This window comes from Streptomyces sp. NPDC028305 (assembly GCF_055569495.1).
Genome location: NZ_JBVHTN010000004.1, coordinates 47135 through 64712, shown reverse-complemented (window position 1 = coordinate 64712; position 17578 = coordinate 47135). Strand labels below are relative to the sequence as shown.

The following is a 17578-nucleotide window of genomic DNA, read 5'->3' as shown; positions in this document are numbered from 1 at the left end:
CCGTCACTCCCCCGTGAAGGCGTCCCACAGGCCCAGGTTGCTGGTCAGCAGGCCGCCGTCCACGGGGAGGGTGACGCCGGTGATCCAGGCGGCGTCGGTGGAGGCCAGGAAGGTGATGGCGGCGGCGATGTCCGCGGGTTCGCCGACGCGGCCCAGGGGGTAGACGCGGGCGGCGCGGTCGAGGACGTCCTCCCGGCCGTCCCAGTTGGGGGTGCGGACGGTGCCGGGGGCGACGAGGTTGACGCGGACGCCGCGGCGGGCGGCGTGCCCGGCGAGGGTACGGGTGAGGCTGGCCAGGCCCGCCTTGGCGGCGCTGTAGGCGTGGTTGCCGAAGTCCTGCTCGCCGTTGACCGAGCCGACGTTGACGATCGCGCCCCGGCCGCCCGCCGCCGCCAGGTGGGGCAGCGCGGCGCGGGCGCAGCGGAAGGCGCCGGTGAGGGTGATGTCGAGGTCCTGGTGCCACCCGTCGTCCGGCTGGTCCTCGAACAGCGGGGTGTCGGGGGTGCAGGACAGGGCGTTGTTGACGAGTACGTCGAGCGCCCCGAAGCGCTCCACGGCGTGCGCGACGGCGGCCTCCACCGCCGTACGGTCGGCGACGTCGCAGGCCAGCGACTCGGCCTCGGCTCCGTCGGCCCGTATCGCCGCGGCCGCCTTCGCGGCCCGCTCGCCGTCGAGATCGGTGATCAGCACCCGGGCGCCCTCGGCGGCGAAGCGGCGGGCGGTGGCCTCGCCGATGCCGCGGCCCGCTCCGGTGAGTACGACCGAATAGCCCTCGAACCGCCGCAACTTCCGCTCCTTCCGCCGAGCACCTCGACGCGCCCCGCCCGGTGGCGGGGCGCCGTCATGGTCACTGCCCGGCCGGGGGCGTGCGCAGTCATCCCGGTGGCGCCGGGGGCGGCGCCGGGCGCTCGGGGCGGCTCGCCCTGACCCGTTCCAGCGCGGCCAGCAGATCGGCCTGGCCGACCCGCCCCCGCCCCGTCAGCAGCGCCTCCGCCGCCGCGTCGATCACCGCGCGGCGGATGTCCCGCCCGGTGACCTCGCCGACCGCGGCGAGCGCCTCCGGGGAGACGTCGCCGGCCTGGGGCAGCGTCCCGGGCAGATGGCGGCGCCAGATCGCGGCGCGGGCCGCCTCGTCGGGGCGCGGGAAGCGGACGTGCCAGACGCGGCTGTCGAAGGCGGTGTCGTAGCTGGACACCAGGTTGGTGGCGAACACCGCGAGCCCCTCGAACCGGTCGAGCGCGGTGAGCAGTTCGCTGCGCATGGCGTTCACCGCGTGCTCGGAGCCGTGGCCGGCGGTCTCGAAGCGGGCGGACATCAACCCGTCCGCCTCGTCGAGGAAGAGCACCGCGCCCTGGGCCGCGGCGGCGTGGAAGAGCGCGTCCAGGTTCTTGGGGCCCTCCCCGTGGTACTTGCTCTCCAGCTGCGAGGCGCGGGCGGCGAGCAGGGGGCGGCCCAGGCGGTCCGCGATGGCGTGGGCGGCCATCGTCTTGCCCGTGCCGGGCGGGCCTTCGAGGTTCACCGCCGAGCTGGGGTGCGGCTGGATGGTCCGCAGCCCCCAGTCGTCGAACAGGGTCCGGCGCCGCTCCACGATGTGGATCGCGCGCAGCAGTTGCTCCATCGTCCGGCCGGGGAGCACCAGCCGGTCGAAGGTGTACAGCGGGGCGCCGGCCGTGAAGTCCTGCGCGCGCTCCGCCACCGAGGGGCTGTCCGCCGCCACCGCCTCCGTCCTGGTCTGTGCGGGTGGCCGGTTGGTGACGGTGACGGTGAGCGGCTCCGGTCCGTGGTGGCCGCCGAAGGCGTCCACGGCGGCGATCAGCCGGCTGCGCAGCAGGGCCGCCTCGACCTCGTCGGTGCCGCCGGGGATGCCGCTGACCGCGAAGGCGGGGCGCGGCGTCGGCCCGCCGGGCCATCCGGGGTGGCTCTCGGGCCTGCTGTTCCACTTCACTGCGGTCCTCCTCTCGCCGCGTGGACGGCGGTGGTCGGCATGTGGTCGGCGGTCAGCCCCACACGGCGACCTGGTGCGTCCGGTGGGCGCCGCGCACCCGCTCGTCGGCCCGCTCGCCCTTGACGCGGCGGCTCTCCACGAACTGCTCGCGAGCGGTGTCGAACACGCCCTGGATGTAGCTGACCTTGCCGTCGCGGATGGACTCCGCGACGGTGACGCAGCGCAGGTCGGTGTCGAGCTGGAGCCGTTCGCTGCGGGCCCGGAACCAGTCGGCGAGGTATTCGATGGTCACGATCACGACGTAGACCACCGCGACGGCGCCCAGCCCGCCGAGCCCGAGGAGGACGGTCGCCAGCAGACTCAGCACGGTCACGCCCCTCCCTGGAAGACGATCAGGTCCGCGTCGCCGAAGGCGGCCGCCAGCTCCTCGTCCAGGCGCTGGGCCCGGCAGACCCAGACCGGCGCCTCGGCCTGCTCGGCGCGGTGCAGCGGGGTGCCGTCGGCGTCCAGGTAGAAGGTCTGGACGAGGTATTCGCGGCCCCTGCGCCGCCGGAGCACCGCGCCCCCCGCCGCCTCCGGCACCGTGGCGCGGTTGCGCACCAGGAAGGCCACCACGTCGGAGTAGCCGAGGACCGGGTGGCGCGGCAGCCGCTTGGCGACGAGGCCGCTCCTGGCCTCGTCGACCTGGTCGCCCAGTTCCACGAGCCGGACGATCCGGCGGAGCATCCGGTCGGCGGTGTCCAGCAGCCGGTCGCCCTGCGCCGCCGCGCCTGTCACCCCGCCCGCGGCCGCGCCCGCCGCCCCGACCGCGGCCCCGCCCGGCACCGCGCCCGTCAGCCCGCTGGGCGCCCTGCTCGTCGTCCCGCGCCTCACCTCGCGCGGCGTCCCCCGGACCGCCTGATCGTCGGACATGTGTGTCTCCCCCCGGCTCCCCGGACCCCCGCACCCCGCGGGGGCCTGTCTCGATGCTCCTCGCCGCGCCTGTCACTCTTCGTCCCCCGGGAGGGCGGGTAATCGCGCCCTCCCTTGTCGTCCTCCGATACGACAGAGCCCGGCTCGGATGGGACGGAATCCGACGCGCCGCACCGGGCCGGCCGGGCCGGTCACCGCTCGGCCGTGAGCCTCCGGGGCGGGTGCGCGCCCAGCGCGTTGAGCCTGCGCAGCAGCAGGTCGGGGTTGGTGTGCCGGGAGCATACGAACATCGCGAACATCATCCGGACGTCGGCGGGCTTCGAACTGATCCCGCAGGCCGTCATCGCCCGGTCGATCTGCGTCTTGACCGTCGAGACCTTCACGTTCAGCGCGGCCGCGGTCTCCTCGTACGAGTAGCCGTCCGCGTACCACTCCAGCACCCGGACCTGGCCCTCGCTCAGGCCCGCCGCCCAGTCGGAGAACACCACGGGCTCGCGGGGCGGCGCCTGTTCGGCCGACGCGGCCATGTAGAGCGCGTCCAGCAGGGTGAGCTGGCCGAGACCGGCCTGGACGCACTGCTGCCGGAACTCGGACAGGTCCTTGCAGTACTGGTCCTCCTGGACGCCCAGCTCCTCCAGGATCCACGGCACGCGCCCGCCCCGCGCCGTCTTGAACAGCACCTCGGCGAGATACGGCGGGAGGGTCAGCCCGCACTCGCGCACCGCCGTCTCCAGGGCGTCGGCCAGGTGGGGCTTGAGCCAGTCCGGGTGGTAGCGGGCGTCCCAGACCGCGTTGGCCAGCACGGCGGGCCCCACCGTCTTGCCGAACACCGCCTTCGCCCCGCACACCCAGGGGGCCACTCGCTGGCGCCACTGCTCGGCGGCGGTGCAGACGACGACGTCGGAGCGGCGCACCAGTTCGGCGAACTCCTCGGCCGTCGCCACGCCCATCAGGTCGGCCACGCACACGTCGTACTCCGCGCCGCTGATGCGCAGCTTTCTGACCGAGTCGACCTCGCTGACCACGGTGAGCCTGGGGTCGTCGTTCAGCGCCTCCACCAGGCCGCGTCTGGTCATCTCGTGGTCCTCGACCACCGCCACCTGGAGTGGCTGCCGGTCGTCCCGTTCCGCTTCGAACGCCATGCGGATGCCCCCTTGTTCTGCTCGCTCGACATGTGCGCTACGCCTTCTTCCGGGCGGGCGACGCGATCGGGAGGGTGAGCGTCACCTGCGTGAGCCCGCTGACCGACCGCACCCGCAGCGCCCCGCCCCGCTCCCGCAGCAGCCGCTCGTGGACCGCGAGCGACCGCATCCGGGCGACCCCGCCCGCCAGCACCTCGGGCGGGAACCCGGCGCCGTGGTCGGTGACCACCAGCTCCACGCGCTCCGGAGCGGGGATCACATCCACATGCAGCACCGCGTCGTGCACCCCCGCACTGCGCGGCACATTGATCAGCAGCGCCCGCAGGGCGGGCTCCAGCAGCTCCACCTCGGCGGGCTGGATCCGGGCCGCCGCCTCGACCACGCGGTCGGGGATGATGGGCTCCACGGTCAGCAGGTCGTTGGTGGCCAGCGCGACCTGCCGGTGCACCATGCCGATCAGCGGCACCGACTCGCTGAACCGCCCGGTGGCGATGAAGGTGGCCAGCCGCTCCCGGGCCACCACCGCGGACCTGCGCAGCGAGTCGAGCTGCCCGGGGTCGGTGATGTCGACCCGCTGGAAGGCGTTGAGGGTGTGCCCGAGGTGGTTGTGCAGCTCGATGGCGAGCAGCCGCCGCTGTTCCTGCTCGTGCAGCTGGAGACTCATGTCGCCGAGGTCGGCGGAGAGTTGCAGCAGGAAGATGCCGCCGCGCCGGATGAGATAGGCCAGCGCCCCATAGCCGGTGAGCCCGATCAGCACATCGGGGTGGCCCAGCGCCGACGGGTCGCCCAGCGCGATGACCGCGGCGTACGAGGCGGCGATGGCGGCCGTGCCCCCGACGAGCACGCGCAGCCGCTGGCCGAGGGCCGAGCCGACGCCCGCGCCGGAGATCTGCTCGGTGGTCAGGACCAGCAGCGGGGCCATGTCGGCCGCCCGGTTCTGCCCCACGACCAGGGCGCAGGCCCATAAGAAGACGACGGCGGAGCCCAGTTCGACGGCCGCCGCGGTGGAGTCGTACACCGTCGGCCCCTGCGCCGCCGTTCCGCCGGGCGGCGCCGTCCCGGCGGGCGGTGCCGCGTCCGGTTCCCCTCCGGCGTCCCGCGTGAGCAGGCGCCGGTGGTTGCGGAAGATGTGCTGGGCGAACCACAGGGACTCGGCCAGCACCGCGAGCAGCAGCACCAGCGCCCGCCCGGCGTGCCGGGTGTGCCCGGCGATGCCGGGCACGGTCACGGCCAGCTGGATGCCGTGCATCAGCCGGAAGATCAGCAGGATGCGGAGCATCTGCCATTCCATGTCGCGCCACGCCAGCCGGTGCCGATGGACCGACGGCCCGGCGCCCGGCCGCGCCCGCCGGTACGAGACCTTCACACCGGGCGCACGACGCCCCTCCTCCGGCCGCGAAGGCGACCGTCCCCGTCGCTGAACCACGCGGTTCCCCCGCTTCCCCCGAACCCCCCTGCTCCCGGCGGTCACACCGCCCGCGAGGGCGCCGACCAGCCGGAAGGCCTTCCAGTGTGGGGATGCAAGAGCCGCTGGCATAGGGACCCTTGGCCCCTGGAACCCGCTTGTGCGGGCGCTGGACGGCGCATGGGGTCAGCAGGGGGCGTACGGCGCGCTCACCGCGCGCCGGTGACACCTCCGCTCACTGATCGCGCCGGTGCACACCGACGACGGCGATGGCGGCCGCGGCCACCGCCCACACCGCGTACACGGTCCAGGCTCCGCCGACCGTCCACGGGTAGTGCAGCGGGCGGTAATCAGTGGTCACCAACCGACGCCACGCCTGGTAGAGCGTGTCGTGGGAGGCGGTCGCCGACCAGTGGCGGCCGTCGGTGAACACCATCGGCAGCACCAGGAGAACCAGGACAGAGGCGATCATGGTGCCCGCTGTCTGCCGGACGACCGTGCCCAGCGCCAGGCCGACGAGCGCGCACAGCGGCGCGAGGAGCGCGGACGCCACCACGACACGCAGCGCGCCGGGGTCGCCGAGCGAGACGCCCGCGCCCCGCTGGTCGAGGATCGCCTGGGTCGCGGCGAACGAGACCCCCGCGACGAAGGCGCCGAACACGGCCGCGACCACCGCGACCACCACCGCCTTGGCCGCCATCACCGAACGCCGCGCCGGAACGGCCGCGAACGTCGTACGGATGGTGCCCGACGCGTACTCCCCCACGATCGCCATGGCACCGAGGGCGCCGAGGGCGAGCATCATGACGATGGCGGAATTGGTGGTGAACGCCTCATCCAGCGGCATCCCGGCCCGGACGAAGCCCTCCGGGCCGTCCGGGTTCTGCTGACCCCAGTAGCGGTAGGTGTCATAGGCGGTGCCGACGTTGAACGCGACGACGGCCAGGGCGGTCGCCCCGTAGCCGAACCAGGTCGAGCGCAGCGACCGTAGCTTGATCCACTCGGCGGCGATCAGATCGCCGAACCGGGGGCGGGGCTCGGCGGCATGCAGGTACACAGCGGTCGCGGTCATCGGGACTCCCCCGTGAGGTACTGGACGCTGTCTGCGGTGAGTTCCATGAACGCCTCTTCCAGCGAGGCGGACCGGGCGCTGAGGTGGTGCAGCGGAACGCCGTTGGCCTGCGCGAGCTCCCCGATCCGGGCCGCGCCCAGACCGGTCACGGTCAGCAGCTCGCCGTCCGTGCGCACCGCCGCGCCCTCGGCCGTGAGCAGGTCCCGCAGGACGCCCGCGGCGGGCGTGCGCACCTCGACGCTCTGCCGGGTGCCGCGGGCCGAGAACTCCTCGAGGCTCTCCGCCGCGATCAGCTCGCCCCGGCCGATGACGATCAACTGATCGGCGGTGTGCTCCATCTCGGACATCAGATGGCTGGAGACGAACACGGTGCGCCCCTCGGCGGCCAGCCCCCGGAACAGCTCGCGCACCCACTTCACGCCCTCCGGGTCCAGTCCGTTGAGCGGCTCGTCGAAGAGCAGCACCGGCGCGTCGCCGAGCAGCGCGGACGCGATGCCGAGCCGCTGCTTCATGCCGAGCGAGAAGCCGCCGATGCGGCGCCGGGCGACCTTGGCGAGGCCGACCTGCTCCAGCACCTCGTCGACCCGGCGCCGCGGGATGCGGTTGCCGCGCGCCAGGGCGGACAGATGCGCCACCGCGCTGCGTCCGCCGTGCACCTCCTGCGCGTCCAGCAGCGAGCCGACGTGGCGCAGCCCGCGGGGGCGGGAGGCGAAGGGGCGGCCCTCGACGGTGACGGTGCCGCCGGTGGGCTCGTGCAGGCCGAGGATCATCCGCAGCGTGGTGCTCTTGCCCGCGCCGTTCGGCCCCAGGAACCCGGTCACCTGGCCGGGATCCACGGTGAAGGTCAGGTCCTTGACGGCCGTCGTGCCGCCGTATCGCTTGGTGAGTTGGTTGACTTCGATCACGGTGGCAACGGTGCCCGTGGACGGCCCCGCGCGTCGTCGGCCCAGCGCCGACAATCGCCGGGCGCCGTTGTCGACCCTGGTTGTACAGCCACGGTCCGATGCCCGGCCTCGGGCCCCGCGGTTACGATCCCGCCATGTCCGCCTCTCCGCCTCAGCCTCTGCCGCTGCTCAAGCGCATACCGCCGGGCCTGTGGGCGGGGCTGGTGTGGTTCGCGGCGGCGCTGGACCCCATCGTGAAGTACGTCCTGATGCCCCCGCGGCGGATGTACTCGCTCAGCTACCCCCGGCAGGGCCTGGACCCGCTGTCCGCCAAGCTGCTGCTCGCCATCGCCTTCGCCCTCGTCCTGGCCGGATGTGCGCTGCTGCGCCGCAGGGCTTCTCTGGGGTACGGGCTACTGCTGGCCGGCACGCTCGCCTCGACGCTGGCATGGCGCCAGGACGAGATCCCGCCCATGCAGTACCTGGGGGCGGACGTCGCCCTCGCATACGTCGCGGTCGTCCGGCCCCGGCGCTCCTCGCTCAACGCCGCCGCGGCGGCGCTGGCCACGCTGCCCTGCTACGTCCTCCTGAGGCAGGGCCTCGGCGTCCACGACGGCGGTGTCGCCCCCGAGCCGTACATCGCCCTGACCGTGGTGATCGGCTGGCTCCTCGGCAACTCGGTGCGCCAGTCCCGGCTCCACACCGAGGAGTTGCACGCCCAGGCCGCCGCCCAGGCCGTCACCGCCGAGCGGCTGCGGATCGCCCGCGAGATGCATGACACGGTGGCCCACAGCATCGGCATCATCGCCCTCCAGGCCGGCGCGGCCGCCCGGGTCATCGAGACCCAGCCGGGCAAGGCCCGCGAGGCGATGGTCGCCGTGGAGAAGACGGGCCGCGAGACGCTGTCCGGGCTGCGGCGGATGCTGGGCGCGCTGCGCGAGGCGGACCGTGAGCCCGCGCCGTTCCCGCTGCGGCCGGCCGCGGGCCTCGCGGACGTGGAGCGGCTGGTGACGACCACAACGGCCGCCGGGGTCCGCGTCGACGTGTGGTGGCAGGGCAGGCGCCGCCCGCTGCCCGCGGACATCGACCTCGCGGCGTTCCGGATCATCCAGGAGTCGGTGACCAATGTCGTACGGCACTCGGGCGCCGGCTCCTGCCGGGTGAGCGTCGACTACGGCGAGGACGAGCTGGCCATCGAGGTCCGCGACCGCGGCACGGGCACCGGCGCGGACGCCGAGCACGACACGGGGTACGGCCTGGTCGGCATGCGCGAGCGGGTCGCCCTGCTGCACGGCGACTTCACCGCCGGGCCCCGGCGCGGCGGCGGCTTCCTGGTGACGGCCCGACTGCCGCTCAAGACGAAGGCGGAGGCCGCAGCCGGATGACCGTCCGAGTCCTCCTCGCCGACGACCAGCCACTTGTCCGCGCCGCCCTCCGGATGGTCATCACCGACACCCCGGACCTCGAGGTCGTCGCCGAGGCCGGGGACGGCGCCGAAGCGGTCCGGCTGACCGCGGAACTCGCCCCGGACGTCGTGGTGATGGACATCCGGATGCCCGGCACGGACGGCATCGAGGCCACCCGGCTGATCACCACGGGCCCCGGCGAGACCCGCGTGGTCGTCCTGACGACCTTCGACGACGACGATTACGTCTACGGGGCGCTGCGCGCCGGGGCCTCCGGGTTCCTGGTCAAGGACATGGCCCTGGACGACATCCTCGCCGCGGTCCGCGTCGTCGCCGCCGGGGACGCGCTGATCGCCCCGGCCGTCACCCGCCGCCTGATCAAGGACTTCGCCGCCCGCCCCACGGTCACGCCGCCGCGGCGGGCGGAGCTCGGCGGCATCACCGACCGGGAGCGCGAGGTGCTGACCCTGGTCGGCAGCGGCCTGTCCAACGCCGAGATCGCCGACCGGCTGTGCATCAGCGTCGCCACCGCCAAGACCTATCTGACCCGGCTGCTCGCCAAGCTCGACGCCCGCGACCGGGTGCAGCTGGTGATCCTCGCCTACGAGGCGGGCCTGGTGGCGCCGTCGGGGGGCTAGGCGCGCACATCACGTCCGGGAGGGGTCCCGGTGGCGCTCGCGGATGATGTGCCGACAGTCACCGAGGTGGAACAAGGAGATCCGCGATGACGCCCGTGCAAGTCGATTGGCTGTCCGTGCTGCTCGGTCCCATCGTCCTCGTCGCGTTGGCGTTCGCCTTCTTCGCCGCGCGTTCGGCGTCCAAGAGGAGCGAGCCGATGCCTGGCTGGGGGAAGGTCGCCCAGGGTGTGGCGATCGCTCTCGCGATGTTCGTGGCCGTCGCCAACTTGGTCTGGGGCGGTTCGTAAGACAGAGTGCCAGGACATCTGGCAGCTCAGCAATGGCGACATCGCCGTCATCGGCCGTGATCTGACCCCCACTACCATTCGGGCCTGCCGGAAGGTGTGGCAGTCGGGGCCGACGAACGAATCGTCGTCATTCCCGGCAACATGCTCAGCGCGGCGAAGCCGGACATTCCCGATGCTTGACGTTCACGCTCCCGCGCTCCCCGAGGAGCGCGGCCAACGGCTCACGCGCGATGAGTACCTTCGGGATTTCCGTGCTCGGGATGCCGCCATCCGCAACGGCGACTCATGGAAGCTTGAACGGCTCCAGCACTTCGAGGAGGTAGACGTTCCATCCCGTGGCGCACTGCGACGCGGCGGCTGGGACATGGCGCTGCGCTTGTTCGAAGAGGGCCGTGACAACCTGCGCGGAATCCAAGCGGACGAAGAGGCCCATGGTGCGGATCCTGCCTGCCAGGGCGATCGCCGTGGCGGAGACCGACGGACTGCTCCCGGAACTGACCATTCAGGACGGCAAGGTGCTCTTCCGCGTCCTGTACACCGATACCGGGGTGCCGGACGGCGCGATCCGCTTCACCGACCCGGACATCGTCGAGCCGTGGACGGAATACGTGCGGAAGGCCCAGGACGCACTCATCGGCACGTCGGCAGACGCCAACGGTTCGCCCGGAGACTCGGCCAATGACCTATCCGGCTCGTCCCGCGATGTGGTCCGGGCGGGGAATGTCACCGGTGACATCCACTTCCACCAGGCCCCGGAGGCGTCCTACCGTCCGCGAACCGTCCCTCGTCAGCTTCCTGCCGACGTCTACACATTCGTCAACCGGACTGCCGAACAAGCCCACTTGCACACCATCCTGACCAGCCGGGACGGCGGCCAGGCACTCGTGTCCGTGCATGTGGTGGCCGGCACGGCGGGGGCAGGCAAGACCTCACTGGTCCTGCGCTGGGCTCACCAGGTCAAAGAGGCGCGCTCGGGGTGGCCTCAGGCGACATACCGCAGGACGTGGTCGACGCGGCCGCCCTCTACCGTTCCCTTCTCGCCGACCGCCGGATGCTCATCCTGCTCGACAATGCCGCCACGGTCGGCCAAGTGCGCCCGCTGCTCCCCGGCGGCGGAAACAGCCTCGTCGTGGTAACCAGCCGCAACCGCCTGGCCGGCGACGTTTGTCGTACTGTCGGTCAGTTCGCCATGGCCGCGTCGGCACACGGTCCCGACGGTGATCACCGCCGCGGTGGACTATCCCGGTGACAAGGTGACCACCATCCAACCAGCCGTCCCGGTGTCGCCGCGTTGCGAGCCGGTTACCCCTCATGCATGAGTCAGATATAATCAATGGCACACATGATATCCGCGGAGGTGTAGTCCATGAGCCGAACTGTCATCGATCTCGACGACCAGCTGGTCGCGGACGTAGCCAAGGCCCTCGGTACCAGCACCAAGAAGGAGACGGTGAACACCGCCCTGCGCGAGGTGTTGGAGAACCGACGACGCGCCCTGGCTCTCACTCGCCTGCGGGCCGCCGCTACGGAGGGCGCTTTCGACCTCGATCTCTTCGAGGACAAGGGGAATTACCGCCGGTGAACGCCGCGCAATTCCTGATCGACACCAGCGCGCTCGCCCGCCTGCTACGCGGCGACGCTGATCAGTACGGATGGGACCAGGCAGCAGCAGCCGGACTCATCGCCACCTGCCCCATCACCGAGCTGGAGTTCTTCTACAGCGCGCGGTCCGCCGCCGACCGCACACAAGGCATCGAGGACATGCGCCTGCTCTTCGGCTGGGTACCGGTCGACGACCGCGCCTACGACCGCGCCTGGCAGGTCCAGGAGATCCTCACCCAGCGCGGACAGCACCGCAGCGCCGGAGCCGTCGACCTCGTGGTGGCCGCCACGGCCGAGCTGCAGGGGCTGACTCTCCTGCACCGTGACCGGGACTTCGAGTGCATCGCCGCCGTCACCGGCCAGGCACTCCAGTGGTACGGCCCCGAAGCCGGCAAGTGAGCCAGGAGCCGAGCGGCGGCGGCTTCCCGGTAACGGCCCGCCGGGTCCCAGTGCCGCGTCGGCCCCGGCCCGGAGCGAAGGGTCCGGGCCGGGCCGTGATGCGTCTGCCGGTCAGTTCGCCATGTCGGCGAACACGCCGGGCTGGTAGGAGCCGCCCGGGTTGCGCAGGATCACGCCGAGCCGGTTGGCCGCGTTGATCATGGCGACCAGGTAGACCAGGGCCGCGGTCTGGTCGTCGTCGTAGTGCTCGCGCACCTGGGCCCAGGTCTGGTCCGAGACGCCGAGGTGGGCGTCGGCGAGGCGGGTGCCCTCTTCGGCGAGGGCCAGCGCGGCGCGCTCGGCCTCGGTGAACACGGTGGACTCGCGCCAGGCGGCGACCAGGTTGAGCCGCACCGCGGTCTCCCCGGCGGCCGTGGCGTCCTTGGTGTGGAAGTCCAGGCAGAAGCCGCAGCCGTTGATCTGGCTGGCGCGCATCATCACCAGCTCCTGGGTGGCCCGGGGCAGCGACGACTGCTGGATCGCCAGGCTCACGTTGTAGAACCGCTTGCTGATCTTGGCGCCGAGCTCGTTGGCCATCAGGTCGAAACGGGGTTCCATGGCTTGGTCCTCATCTGTTGTATGGCTCGCCACGCGGATCGTTCGCGCGGCGTCCGACGCAAACGAGATGCCGCCGCCCCCATCCCTGTGACGCCCCGGCCGTGTGACCTGTGCCACCACATCGGGGTGTCACAAAACGGTGGTGACCGGCGTCTCGTGCGTGTGGAACAGTCGAGAACGAACAGGCGGGAGCCGACCTTGAGCGAGCGCAGCGAGCCGACGGCGGACACGGCGGACTCCTCCGTGGAGTCGGCGACCAAGGCGTTCGTCGCCCACCGCAACCTGCTGTTCACCATCGCCTACGAGATGCTCGGCTCGGTCGCCGACACCGAGGACGTCCTCCAGGAGACCTGGCTGCGGTGGGCGGACGTGGACCTCGGCACCGTGCGGAATCAGCGTGCCTTCCTGGTTCGCATCACCACCCGCCAGGCGCTCGGCCGGCTGCGTACGCTCCGCCGGCGCAAGGAGTCCTACGTCGGCCCCTGGCTGCCCGAGCCGCTGCTGACCGCCCCGGATGTGGCCGAGGACGTCGAGTTGGCCGACAGCGTCTCGATGGCGATGCTGCTGGTGCTGGAGACGCTCACCCCGACCGAGCGGGCGGTGTTCGTGCTGCGCGAGGTGTTCGACGTGGACTATGACGAGATCGCCGAAGCCGTCGACAAGAGCCCCGCCGCGGTCCGCCAGATCGCCCACCGGGCGCGGAGCCACGTCGCGGCCCGCCGACCGCGCGGAGCGGTGTCCGCGGCCGAGACGCGTGACGCGCTCCAGGCGTTCCAGCAGGCGGTCAGGACCGGCGATCTGCGGCACCTGCTCGACCTTCTCGCGCCGGACGTCGTCCTGCTGGGCGACGGTGGCGGTGTCGTACAGGCCGCGCTGGCGCCGGTCGTGGGGGCCGACCAGGTGGCCCGTGTGCTGGGCAGGGTCGCCGCCTCGGCCGCGCTGGAACCGGCACAGGTCAACGGCTACCCGGCGCTGATCCTCCGCCTCGGCGACGGGATCGACACCGTCATCGCGGTACGCCTCGACGACGGCCTCATCACCGGGCTCTACGCCGTGCGCAACCCCGAGAAGCTGTCGCGCATGGAGCGGGAGACCGCCCTGCGCCGCTGAACCGGGCCGCTTCCGGTGTCACTGGAGAGCGGCGTCACTGGAGAGCGGCCCGCAACGCCCGCACCAGCGCCTGGGCCCGCGGGTCGGCCGTGACGCCGCGCTGCATGCCGTTGGTGACATAGCCGAAGCCGATGCCCGCGTCGGGGTCGGCGAAGGCGAGGGAGCCGCCGCGGCCCGGGTGGCCGAAGGAGCCGGGGGTGAGGAGCGGGGAGGCCGGGCCGTGCAGCATGTAGCCGAGCCCGAAGCGGGTGCCGACGACCAGCACCTGATCCGGCCCCGCGGACTCCTCCGTACGGGCCAGGGTCACCGTCGCCGGGGCGAAGAGGCGGCCGCCGGACCGCAGGGGGCGCGCGGCGGGGCCCGAGGGCAGCGCGCCGATCAGCGCCGCGTAGAAGCGGGCCAGCGCGTCGGCGGTGGCGACGCCGCCGGAGGCGGGCAGCTCGGCGGCGAGGTAGGCCGGGTCGTTCTCGTCGGGCATCGGGCTGATCGCCCCGAAGGCGCGCCGGGTGAGCGAGTCGGGGTTCTGGTACGCCTCGGCCACCGACCGCTTGGGCCGCAGCCGCGGGCCCTGCGCGGCGGCCACCGGCGGGGCCTCCACGGGCCCGATCCGGCCCACGCGGCCGCGCTGCCCGTCCGGCAGCCCGAGCCACAGGTCGAGGCCGAGCGGCCGGGCTATCTCCTCGGCTATCCAGCGCCCGATGGTGCGCCCGCTGACCCGCCGCACCAGCTCGCCCAGCAGCCAGCTGTAGGTCTGCGCGTGGTAGCCGTGCGCGGTGCCCGGCTCCCATACGGGCTGCTGGGCGGCGACCGCCCGCGGGCCGTGGAAGCCGTCGATGGCCTGGACGGGGGTCAGCGGGGTGTCCAGCACGGGCACCCCGGCGCGGTGCGCGAGCAGATGCCGTACGAGGACCCGCTCCTTGCCGTTCGCCTTGAACTCCGGCCAGTACGTGCCGACCCGGCCGTCGAGGTCGAGCTGGCCCCGCTGGTGGAGCAGCAGCGGCACGGCGGCGGCGACACCCTTGGTGACGGACCGGACGACCTGCGCGGTGTCCTGGGCCCACGGCTCGCCGTCCACACCTCCCTCGACATCTTTGACGCCGCCCCACAGATCGACGACCTTGTCGCCGTCCCGGTACACGGTCACGGCCGCACCCCGCTCGCCGCGCCGGGCGAAGTTGTCCACGAAGGCGTCCCGGACCGGTTCGAATCCGTCGGCCACCGTGCCCTGGACCTGGACGTCCACCACTGATCCGTACTCCCACCATGCCGAGGGCGATGCGTGCACCCCCCATGGTGCATCGCCCCCGCCGGATACCTCAGACCGGGGCGGTCACCGAGCGGGGGTCGAAGCCGAAGGGCAACTCCAGTCGATGTTCCCGCATCAGGGCCTCGTCGCACAGCAGGTCCTGGGTACGGCCGTCGGCGGCGATCACCCCGCCGCTGAGCACCACGGAGCGCGGGCACAGCTCCAGCGCGTACGGCAGGTCGTGCGTGACCATCAGCACCGTGACGTCCAAGGAGCGCAGGATATCGGCCAGTTCGCGGCGCGAGGCGGGGTCCAGGTTGGACGAGGGCTCGTCCAGCACCAGGATCTCCGGCTCCATGGCCAGGACGGTCGCGACCGCCACCCGCCGCCGCTGCCCGAAGGAGAGGTGGTGCGGCGGGCGGTCGGCGAACTCCGCCATGCCGACCCGCTCCAGGGCGTCCACGACCCGCCGCTCCAGCTCCGCGCCGCGCAGCCCGGCCGCGGCCGGGCCGAAGGCGACGTCCTCGCGCACGGTCGGCATGAACAGCTGGTCGTCGGGGTCCTGGAAGACGATGCCGACGCGGCGGCGGATCTCGGCCAGGTTGGCCTTGGAGACCGGCAGCCCGGCCACCGTGACCGTCCCGGCGCCCGCGTCCAGGATGCCGTTGAGGTGCAGGACCAGGGTGGTCTTGCCCGCGCCGTTGGGCCCGAGCAGCGCGACCCGCTCGCCGCGGGCGACGGCCAGCTCGACGCCGAAGAGGGCCTGGTGGCCGTCGGGGTAGGCATAGGCCAGGCCGGACACCTGGAGGGAGGGCGGGACGGTCATATCGATATCCATCCGGTCAGGCAGACCACCAGCGCGGTCAGCGGGAGGGTCGCGGCGGACAGCCACTGGGCCCGGGTCGCGGTCATGTCGTCGATCACCGGCATCGTGCCCGCGTAGCCCCGGCTGATCATCGCCAGGTGGACGCGCTCGCCGCGCTCGTAGGAGCGGATGAACAGCGCCCCGGCCGACTTGGCGAGCACGCCCCACTGACGCACCCCGCGCGCCTCGAAGCCGCGCGACTGGCGGGCGATGCGCATGCGGCGCATCTCGTCCGTGATGACGTCCCCGTAGCGGATCATGAACGACGCGATCTGGACCAGCAGCGGCGGCATCCGCAGCCGCTGAAGCCCCAGCAGCAGGGCGCGCAGCTCGGTGGTGGAGGCCAGCAGCACGGACGCGGCGACCCCGAGCGTGCCCTTGGCCAGGATGTTCCAGGCGCCCCACAGGCCGGGGCGGCTGAGCTCCATCCCGAGCACCGCCACGCGCTCGCCGTCCGCGACGAACGGCATCAGCACGGCGAAGGCCACGAAGGGGATCTCGATCAGCAGCCGCCGGAGGAGAAACCCCGCCGGGATCCGCGCCACCGCCGCGACCGCCGCCAGCACCGCCGCGTACGCCCCGAAGGCCCACACCGCCTCGCGCGGGGTGGAGACGACGACCAGGACGAAGCAGAGCACCGCGGCGAGCTTGCACTGCGGCGGGAGGGCGTGCAGCGGCGAGTGGCCCTCCCGGTAGAGCTTGTGGGCGTGGCCCGCGCCCATGTCAGACCCCTTCCGGGTGGTGGGCGGCGGGTACGGCGGCGGGCCCGGCGGCGGCCTTCCTGGTGCGGCGGCGTACGACCACGAACAGCCCGGAGCCGACGGCGAGGGTCGCCCCGACCCCGATCACCCCGGCCAGGCCGCCGGAGAGCCGGGCGTCGGTGACGTCCTTGACGCCGTAGTCGGCGAGCGGGGAGTCCTGGGCGGCGTGGTCCTCGGTCTTCTTGTCGATGCCGTTGTCGGCGGCGACCTTCTCCAGGCCGTCGGGGTTGGCGGACGCGTAGAAGCTGACCACACCGGCGCACAGCAGCGCGGCCGCGACGCCGACCGCCCACACCCGGCGCGCGGACCGCCGCGCGGCGGGCGCCGCCGCCGGGGCCGCGGCCGCGGCGGCCACCGGAGCTGCGGCGCCCCCCGACGCCGCACCCCCTGCCGGTGCGGCCGCACCGGCCCGCGCCGGGGCGCCCGGGGCGGCCACGGCGACCGTGCGGATCTCCAGGGTTCGGGTCAGCCCCCGCGCGCCGTACACCAGGTCGGGGCGTACGGCCACCACCGCGCCGACGGTCAGGGCCGTGATCGCGGCCTCGCCGATGCCGATCAGCACATGCACCCCGACCATCGCGGTGAACACCTTGTCGAGCGAGACATGGGCCGTGCCGCCGAGCGCGTAGATCCCGGTGAAGGCGACGGCCGCGGCCGGTACGGACACCAGGGCCGCGACGAAGGAGGCGACGGTCACCGAACGGCGCCGCTTGGGCGCCAGTTTGAGCAGGCCGCGGAAGACGGCGTACGCCACCACCGTGGTGACCACCGCCATGTCCGTGATGTTGACGCCGAGCGCGGTGAGGCCGCCGTCGGCGAAGAGCACGCCCTGCATGAGCAGCACCACGGAGACGCACAGCACCCCCGTGTACGGGCCGACGAGTATCGCGGCCAGCGCCCCGCCGAGCAGATGCCCGCTGGTCCCGGCCGCGACCGGGAAGTTCAGCATCTGTACGGCGAAGATGAACGCGGCGACGAGCCCGGCCAGCGGAGCGGTGCGCTCACCGCCCGAGCCGCCCAGGCCACCCGAGCCCCCGCCCTCCCCCAGCTCCCGCCGGGCGCCGCGCAGGCTGACGCCGACCGCGGCGGCGGCGACCACGCCGGTCGCCACGGACACCGGGGCGTCGATGAATCCGTCGGGGACATGCATGGCGGGGCTCCGCTTCTGCGCCGGGGGTGTCCGATACATCCACGGAATCCGCCAATCCGGTTATCCGCCCGATGATGGTAACCCGCTATTGCAACCTATTCGCAAGAGCGCTGTACCCGCGAAAACCCCCGCCCACACAACGGCGGCGGCCCTCCGC

21 protein-coding genes are annotated in these 17578 nt (G+C 72.9%); 7 read left to right on the top strand and 14 right to left on the bottom strand.

Annotated features, from left to right (window positions below):
* Window positions 1–3: 3 nt before the first annotated feature.
* The 8 genes from ACZ4WQ_RS16505 to ACZ4WQ_RS16470 all read right to left on the bottom strand — a co-directional run bounded on the left by ACZ4WQ_RS16505 (window position 4) and on the right by ACZ4WQ_RS16470 (window position 7381).
* Window positions 4–786 carry an SDR family NAD(P)-dependent oxidoreductase gene (locus ACZ4WQ_RS16505; RefSeq protein ID WP_468022251.1) on the bottom strand — a complete coding sequence of 261 codons (783 nt, stop codon included), beginning with the start codon at window positions 784–786 and terminating at the stop codon, window positions 4–6.
* 88 nt (window positions 787–874) lie between these two features.
* The gene (locus tag ACZ4WQ_RS16500) at window positions 875–1945 is read right to left on the bottom strand and encodes an ATP-binding protein (protein ID WP_398370850.1); all 1071 of its coding nucleotides are present in this window, start codon (window positions 1943–1945) and stop codon (window positions 875–877) included.
* Between the two features lie 52 nt (window positions 1946–1997).
* Entirely contained in the window at window positions 1998–2318 is a 321-nt protein-coding gene (locus tag ACZ4WQ_RS16495; RefSeq protein WP_311726364.1) for a hypothetical protein, read from the bottom strand.
* Window positions 2315–2857, bottom strand: a complete 543-nt coding sequence (locus ACZ4WQ_RS16490) for a hypothetical protein (protein ID WP_468022250.1) — start codon at window positions 2855–2857, stop codon at window positions 2315–2317. Before ACZ4WQ_RS16490 ends, ACZ4WQ_RS16495 begins: the two co-directional genes overlap by 4 nt.
* Window positions 2858–3048: 191 nt before the next feature.
* Window positions 3049–3999, bottom strand: a complete 951-nt coding sequence (locus tag ACZ4WQ_RS16485) for a response regulator transcription factor (protein ID WP_311726366.1) — start codon at window positions 3997–3999, stop codon at window positions 3049–3051.
* 37 nt (window positions 4000–4036) lie between these two features.
* Window positions 4037–5278, bottom strand: coding sequence for a sensor histidine kinase (locus ACZ4WQ_RS16480; RefSeq protein WP_361183034.1), 1242 nt, complete (start codon window positions 5276–5278; stop codon window positions 4037–4039).
* A gap of 361 nt (window positions 5279–5639) precedes the next feature.
* Window positions 5640–6476: an ABC transporter permease gene (locus ACZ4WQ_RS16475; RefSeq protein WP_385348669.1), complete on the bottom strand. Its 837-nt coding sequence runs from the start codon at window positions 6474–6476 to the stop codon at window positions 5640–5642.
* The gene (locus ACZ4WQ_RS16470; RefSeq protein ID WP_385348666.1) at window positions 6473–7381 is read right to left on the bottom strand and encodes an ABC transporter ATP-binding protein; all 909 of its coding nucleotides are present in this window, start codon (window positions 7379–7381) and stop codon (window positions 6473–6475) included. The genes ACZ4WQ_RS16475 and ACZ4WQ_RS16470 overlap by 4 nt, the downstream gene beginning before the upstream one ends.
* A gap of 134 nt (window positions 7382–7515) precedes the next feature.
* Here ACZ4WQ_RS16470 and ACZ4WQ_RS16465 point away from each other — a divergent pair, with 134 nt between their 5' ends.
* The 3 genes from ACZ4WQ_RS16465 to ACZ4WQ_RS16455 all read left to right on the top strand — a co-directional run bounded on the left by ACZ4WQ_RS16465 (window position 7516) and on the right by ACZ4WQ_RS16455 (window position 9691).
* Window positions 7516–8745 carry a sensor histidine kinase gene (locus ACZ4WQ_RS16465; protein WP_398370845.1) on the top strand — a complete coding sequence of 410 codons (1230 nt, stop codon included), beginning with the start codon at window positions 7516–7518 and terminating at the stop codon, window positions 8743–8745.
* Complete coding sequence (locus ACZ4WQ_RS16460; RefSeq protein ID WP_311726371.1) at window positions 8742–9404, top strand: response regulator transcription factor; 663 nt, start codon at window positions 8742–8744, stop codon at window positions 9402–9404. Before ACZ4WQ_RS16465 ends, ACZ4WQ_RS16460 begins: the two co-directional genes overlap by 4 nt.
* Before the next feature lie 86 nt (window positions 9405–9490).
* Entirely contained in the window at window positions 9491–9691 is a 201-nt protein-coding gene (locus ACZ4WQ_RS16455; protein ID WP_311726372.1) for a hypothetical protein, read from the top strand.
* Window positions 9692–9974: 283 nt separating this feature from the next.
* On the opposite strand, the gene ACZ4WQ_RS16450 is transcribed toward ACZ4WQ_RS16455, so the two are convergent.
* The gene (locus ACZ4WQ_RS16450) at window positions 9975–10124 is read right to left on the bottom strand and encodes a hypothetical protein (protein WP_398370842.1); all 150 of its coding nucleotides are present in this window, start codon (window positions 10122–10124) and stop codon (window positions 9975–9977) included.
* Between ACZ4WQ_RS16450 and ACZ4WQ_RS16445 the strand changes: the two genes are divergently transcribed.
* From ACZ4WQ_RS16445 to ACZ4WQ_RS16435, 3 genes are all read left to right on the top strand, one after another.
* A complete protein-coding gene (locus ACZ4WQ_RS16445) occupies window positions 10123–10827 on the top strand; it encodes a hypothetical protein (protein WP_398370840.1) in 705 nt (234 codons plus the stop codon). The genes ACZ4WQ_RS16450 and ACZ4WQ_RS16445 overlap by 2 nt on opposite strands.
* 230 nt (window positions 10828–11057) lie before the next feature.
* Complete coding sequence (locus ACZ4WQ_RS16440) at window positions 11058–11273, top strand: type II toxin-antitoxin system VapB family antitoxin (protein WP_311726374.1); 216 nt, start codon at window positions 11058–11060, stop codon at window positions 11271–11273.
* A complete protein-coding gene (locus ACZ4WQ_RS16435) occupies window positions 11270–11692 on the top strand; it encodes a PIN domain nuclease (RefSeq protein WP_385348656.1) in 423 nt (140 codons plus the stop codon). The genes ACZ4WQ_RS16440 and ACZ4WQ_RS16435 overlap by 4 nt, the downstream gene beginning before the upstream one ends.
* Window positions 11693–11803: 111 nt before the next feature.
* Here the strand turns inward: ACZ4WQ_RS16435 and ACZ4WQ_RS16430 are convergent, their stop codons facing one another.
* A complete protein-coding gene (locus ACZ4WQ_RS16430; protein ID WP_361183047.1) occupies window positions 11804–12289 on the bottom strand; it encodes a carboxymuconolactone decarboxylase family protein in 486 nt (161 codons plus the stop codon).
* A gap of 198 nt (window positions 12290–12487) precedes the next feature.
* Here ACZ4WQ_RS16430 and ACZ4WQ_RS16425 point away from each other — a divergent pair, with 198 nt between their 5' ends.
* Window positions 12488–13399, top strand: coding sequence for an RNA polymerase sigma-70 factor (locus ACZ4WQ_RS16425; RefSeq protein WP_311726377.1), 912 nt, complete (start codon window positions 12488–12490; stop codon window positions 13397–13399).
* A 34-nt stretch (window positions 13400–13433) separates the two neighbouring features.
* On the opposite strand, the gene ACZ4WQ_RS16420 is transcribed toward ACZ4WQ_RS16425, so the two are convergent.
* The 4 genes from ACZ4WQ_RS16420 to ACZ4WQ_RS16405 form a co-directional block, all read right to left on the bottom strand.
* Window positions 13434–14642 (bottom strand): serine hydrolase domain-containing protein, encoded by a 1209-nt coding sequence (locus tag ACZ4WQ_RS16420; protein WP_311726378.1) that lies wholly within the window; start codon window positions 14640–14642, stop codon window positions 13434–13436.
* 73 nt (window positions 14643–14715) lie between these two features.
* Entirely contained in the window at window positions 14716–15471 is a 756-nt protein-coding gene (locus tag ACZ4WQ_RS16415; protein WP_311726379.1) for an energy-coupling factor ABC transporter ATP-binding protein, read from the bottom strand.
* A complete protein-coding gene (cbiQ, locus tag ACZ4WQ_RS16410) occupies window positions 15468–16232 on the bottom strand; it encodes a cobalt ECF transporter T component CbiQ (protein WP_311726380.1) in 765 nt (254 codons plus the stop codon). The genes ACZ4WQ_RS16415 and cbiQ overlap by 4 nt, the downstream gene beginning before the upstream one ends.
* Before the next feature lies 1 nt (window position 16233).
* The gene (locus ACZ4WQ_RS16405; RefSeq protein ID WP_398370835.1) at window positions 16234–17421 is read right to left on the bottom strand and encodes an energy-coupling factor ABC transporter permease; all 1188 of its coding nucleotides are present in this window, start codon (window positions 17419–17421) and stop codon (window positions 16234–16236) included.
* Window positions 17422–17578: the final 157 nt, after the last annotated feature.

Excerpts from the sequence above, each read along its gene's own strand:
- ACZ4WQ_RS16490 (WP_468022250.1), bottom strand. The coding sequence starts at position 2,857 with ATGTCCGACGATCAGGCGGTCCGGGGGACGCCGCGCGAGGTGAGGCGC.
- ACZ4WQ_RS16485 (WP_311726366.1), bottom strand. The coding sequence starts at position 3,999 with ATGGCGTTCGAAGCGGAACGGGACGACCGGCAGCCACTCCAGGTGGCG.
- ACZ4WQ_RS16480 (WP_361183034.1), bottom strand. The coding sequence starts at position 5,278 with ATGCTCCGCATCCTGCTGATCTTCCGGCTGATGCACGGCATCCAGCTG.
- ACZ4WQ_RS16475 (WP_385348669.1), bottom strand. The coding sequence starts at position 6,476 with ATGACCGCGACCGCTGTGTACCTGCATGCCGCCGAGCCCCGCCCCCGG.
- ACZ4WQ_RS16465 (WP_398370845.1), top strand. The coding sequence starts at position 7,516 with ATGTCCGCCTCTCCGCCTCAGCCTCTGCCGCTGCTCAAGCGCATACCG.
- ACZ4WQ_RS16460 (WP_311726371.1), top strand. The coding sequence starts at position 8,742 with ATGACCGTCCGAGTCCTCCTCGCCGACGACCAGCCACTTGTCCGCGCC.
- ACZ4WQ_RS16455 (WP_311726372.1), top strand. The coding sequence starts at position 9,491 with ATGACGCCCGTGCAAGTCGATTGGCTGTCCGTGCTGCTCGGTCCCATC.
- ACZ4WQ_RS16445 (WP_398370840.1), top strand. The coding sequence starts at position 10,123 with ATGGTGCGGATCCTGCCTGCCAGGGCGATCGCCGTGGCGGAGACCGAC.
- ACZ4WQ_RS16450 (WP_398370842.1), bottom strand. The coding sequence starts at position 10,124 with ATGGGCCTCTTCGTCCGCTTGGATTCCGCGCAGGTTGTCACGGCCCTC.
- ACZ4WQ_RS16440 (WP_311726374.1), top strand. The coding sequence starts at position 11,058 with ATGAGCCGAACTGTCATCGATCTCGACGACCAGCTGGTCGCGGACGTA.
- ACZ4WQ_RS16430 (WP_361183047.1), bottom strand. The coding sequence starts at position 12,289 with ATGGAACCCCGTTTCGACCTGATGGCCAACGAGCTCGGCGCCAAGATC.
- ACZ4WQ_RS16415 (WP_311726379.1), bottom strand. The coding sequence starts at position 15,471 with ATGACCGTCCCGCCCTCCCTCCAGGTGTCCGGCCTGGCCTATGCCTAC.
- cbiQ (WP_311726380.1), bottom strand. The coding sequence starts at position 16,232 with ATGGGCGCGGGCCACGCCCACAAGCTCTACCGGGAGGGCCACTCGCCG.
- ACZ4WQ_RS16405 (WP_398370835.1), bottom strand. The coding sequence starts at position 17,421 with ATGCATGTCCCCGACGGATTCATCGACGCCCCGGTGTCCGTGGCGACC.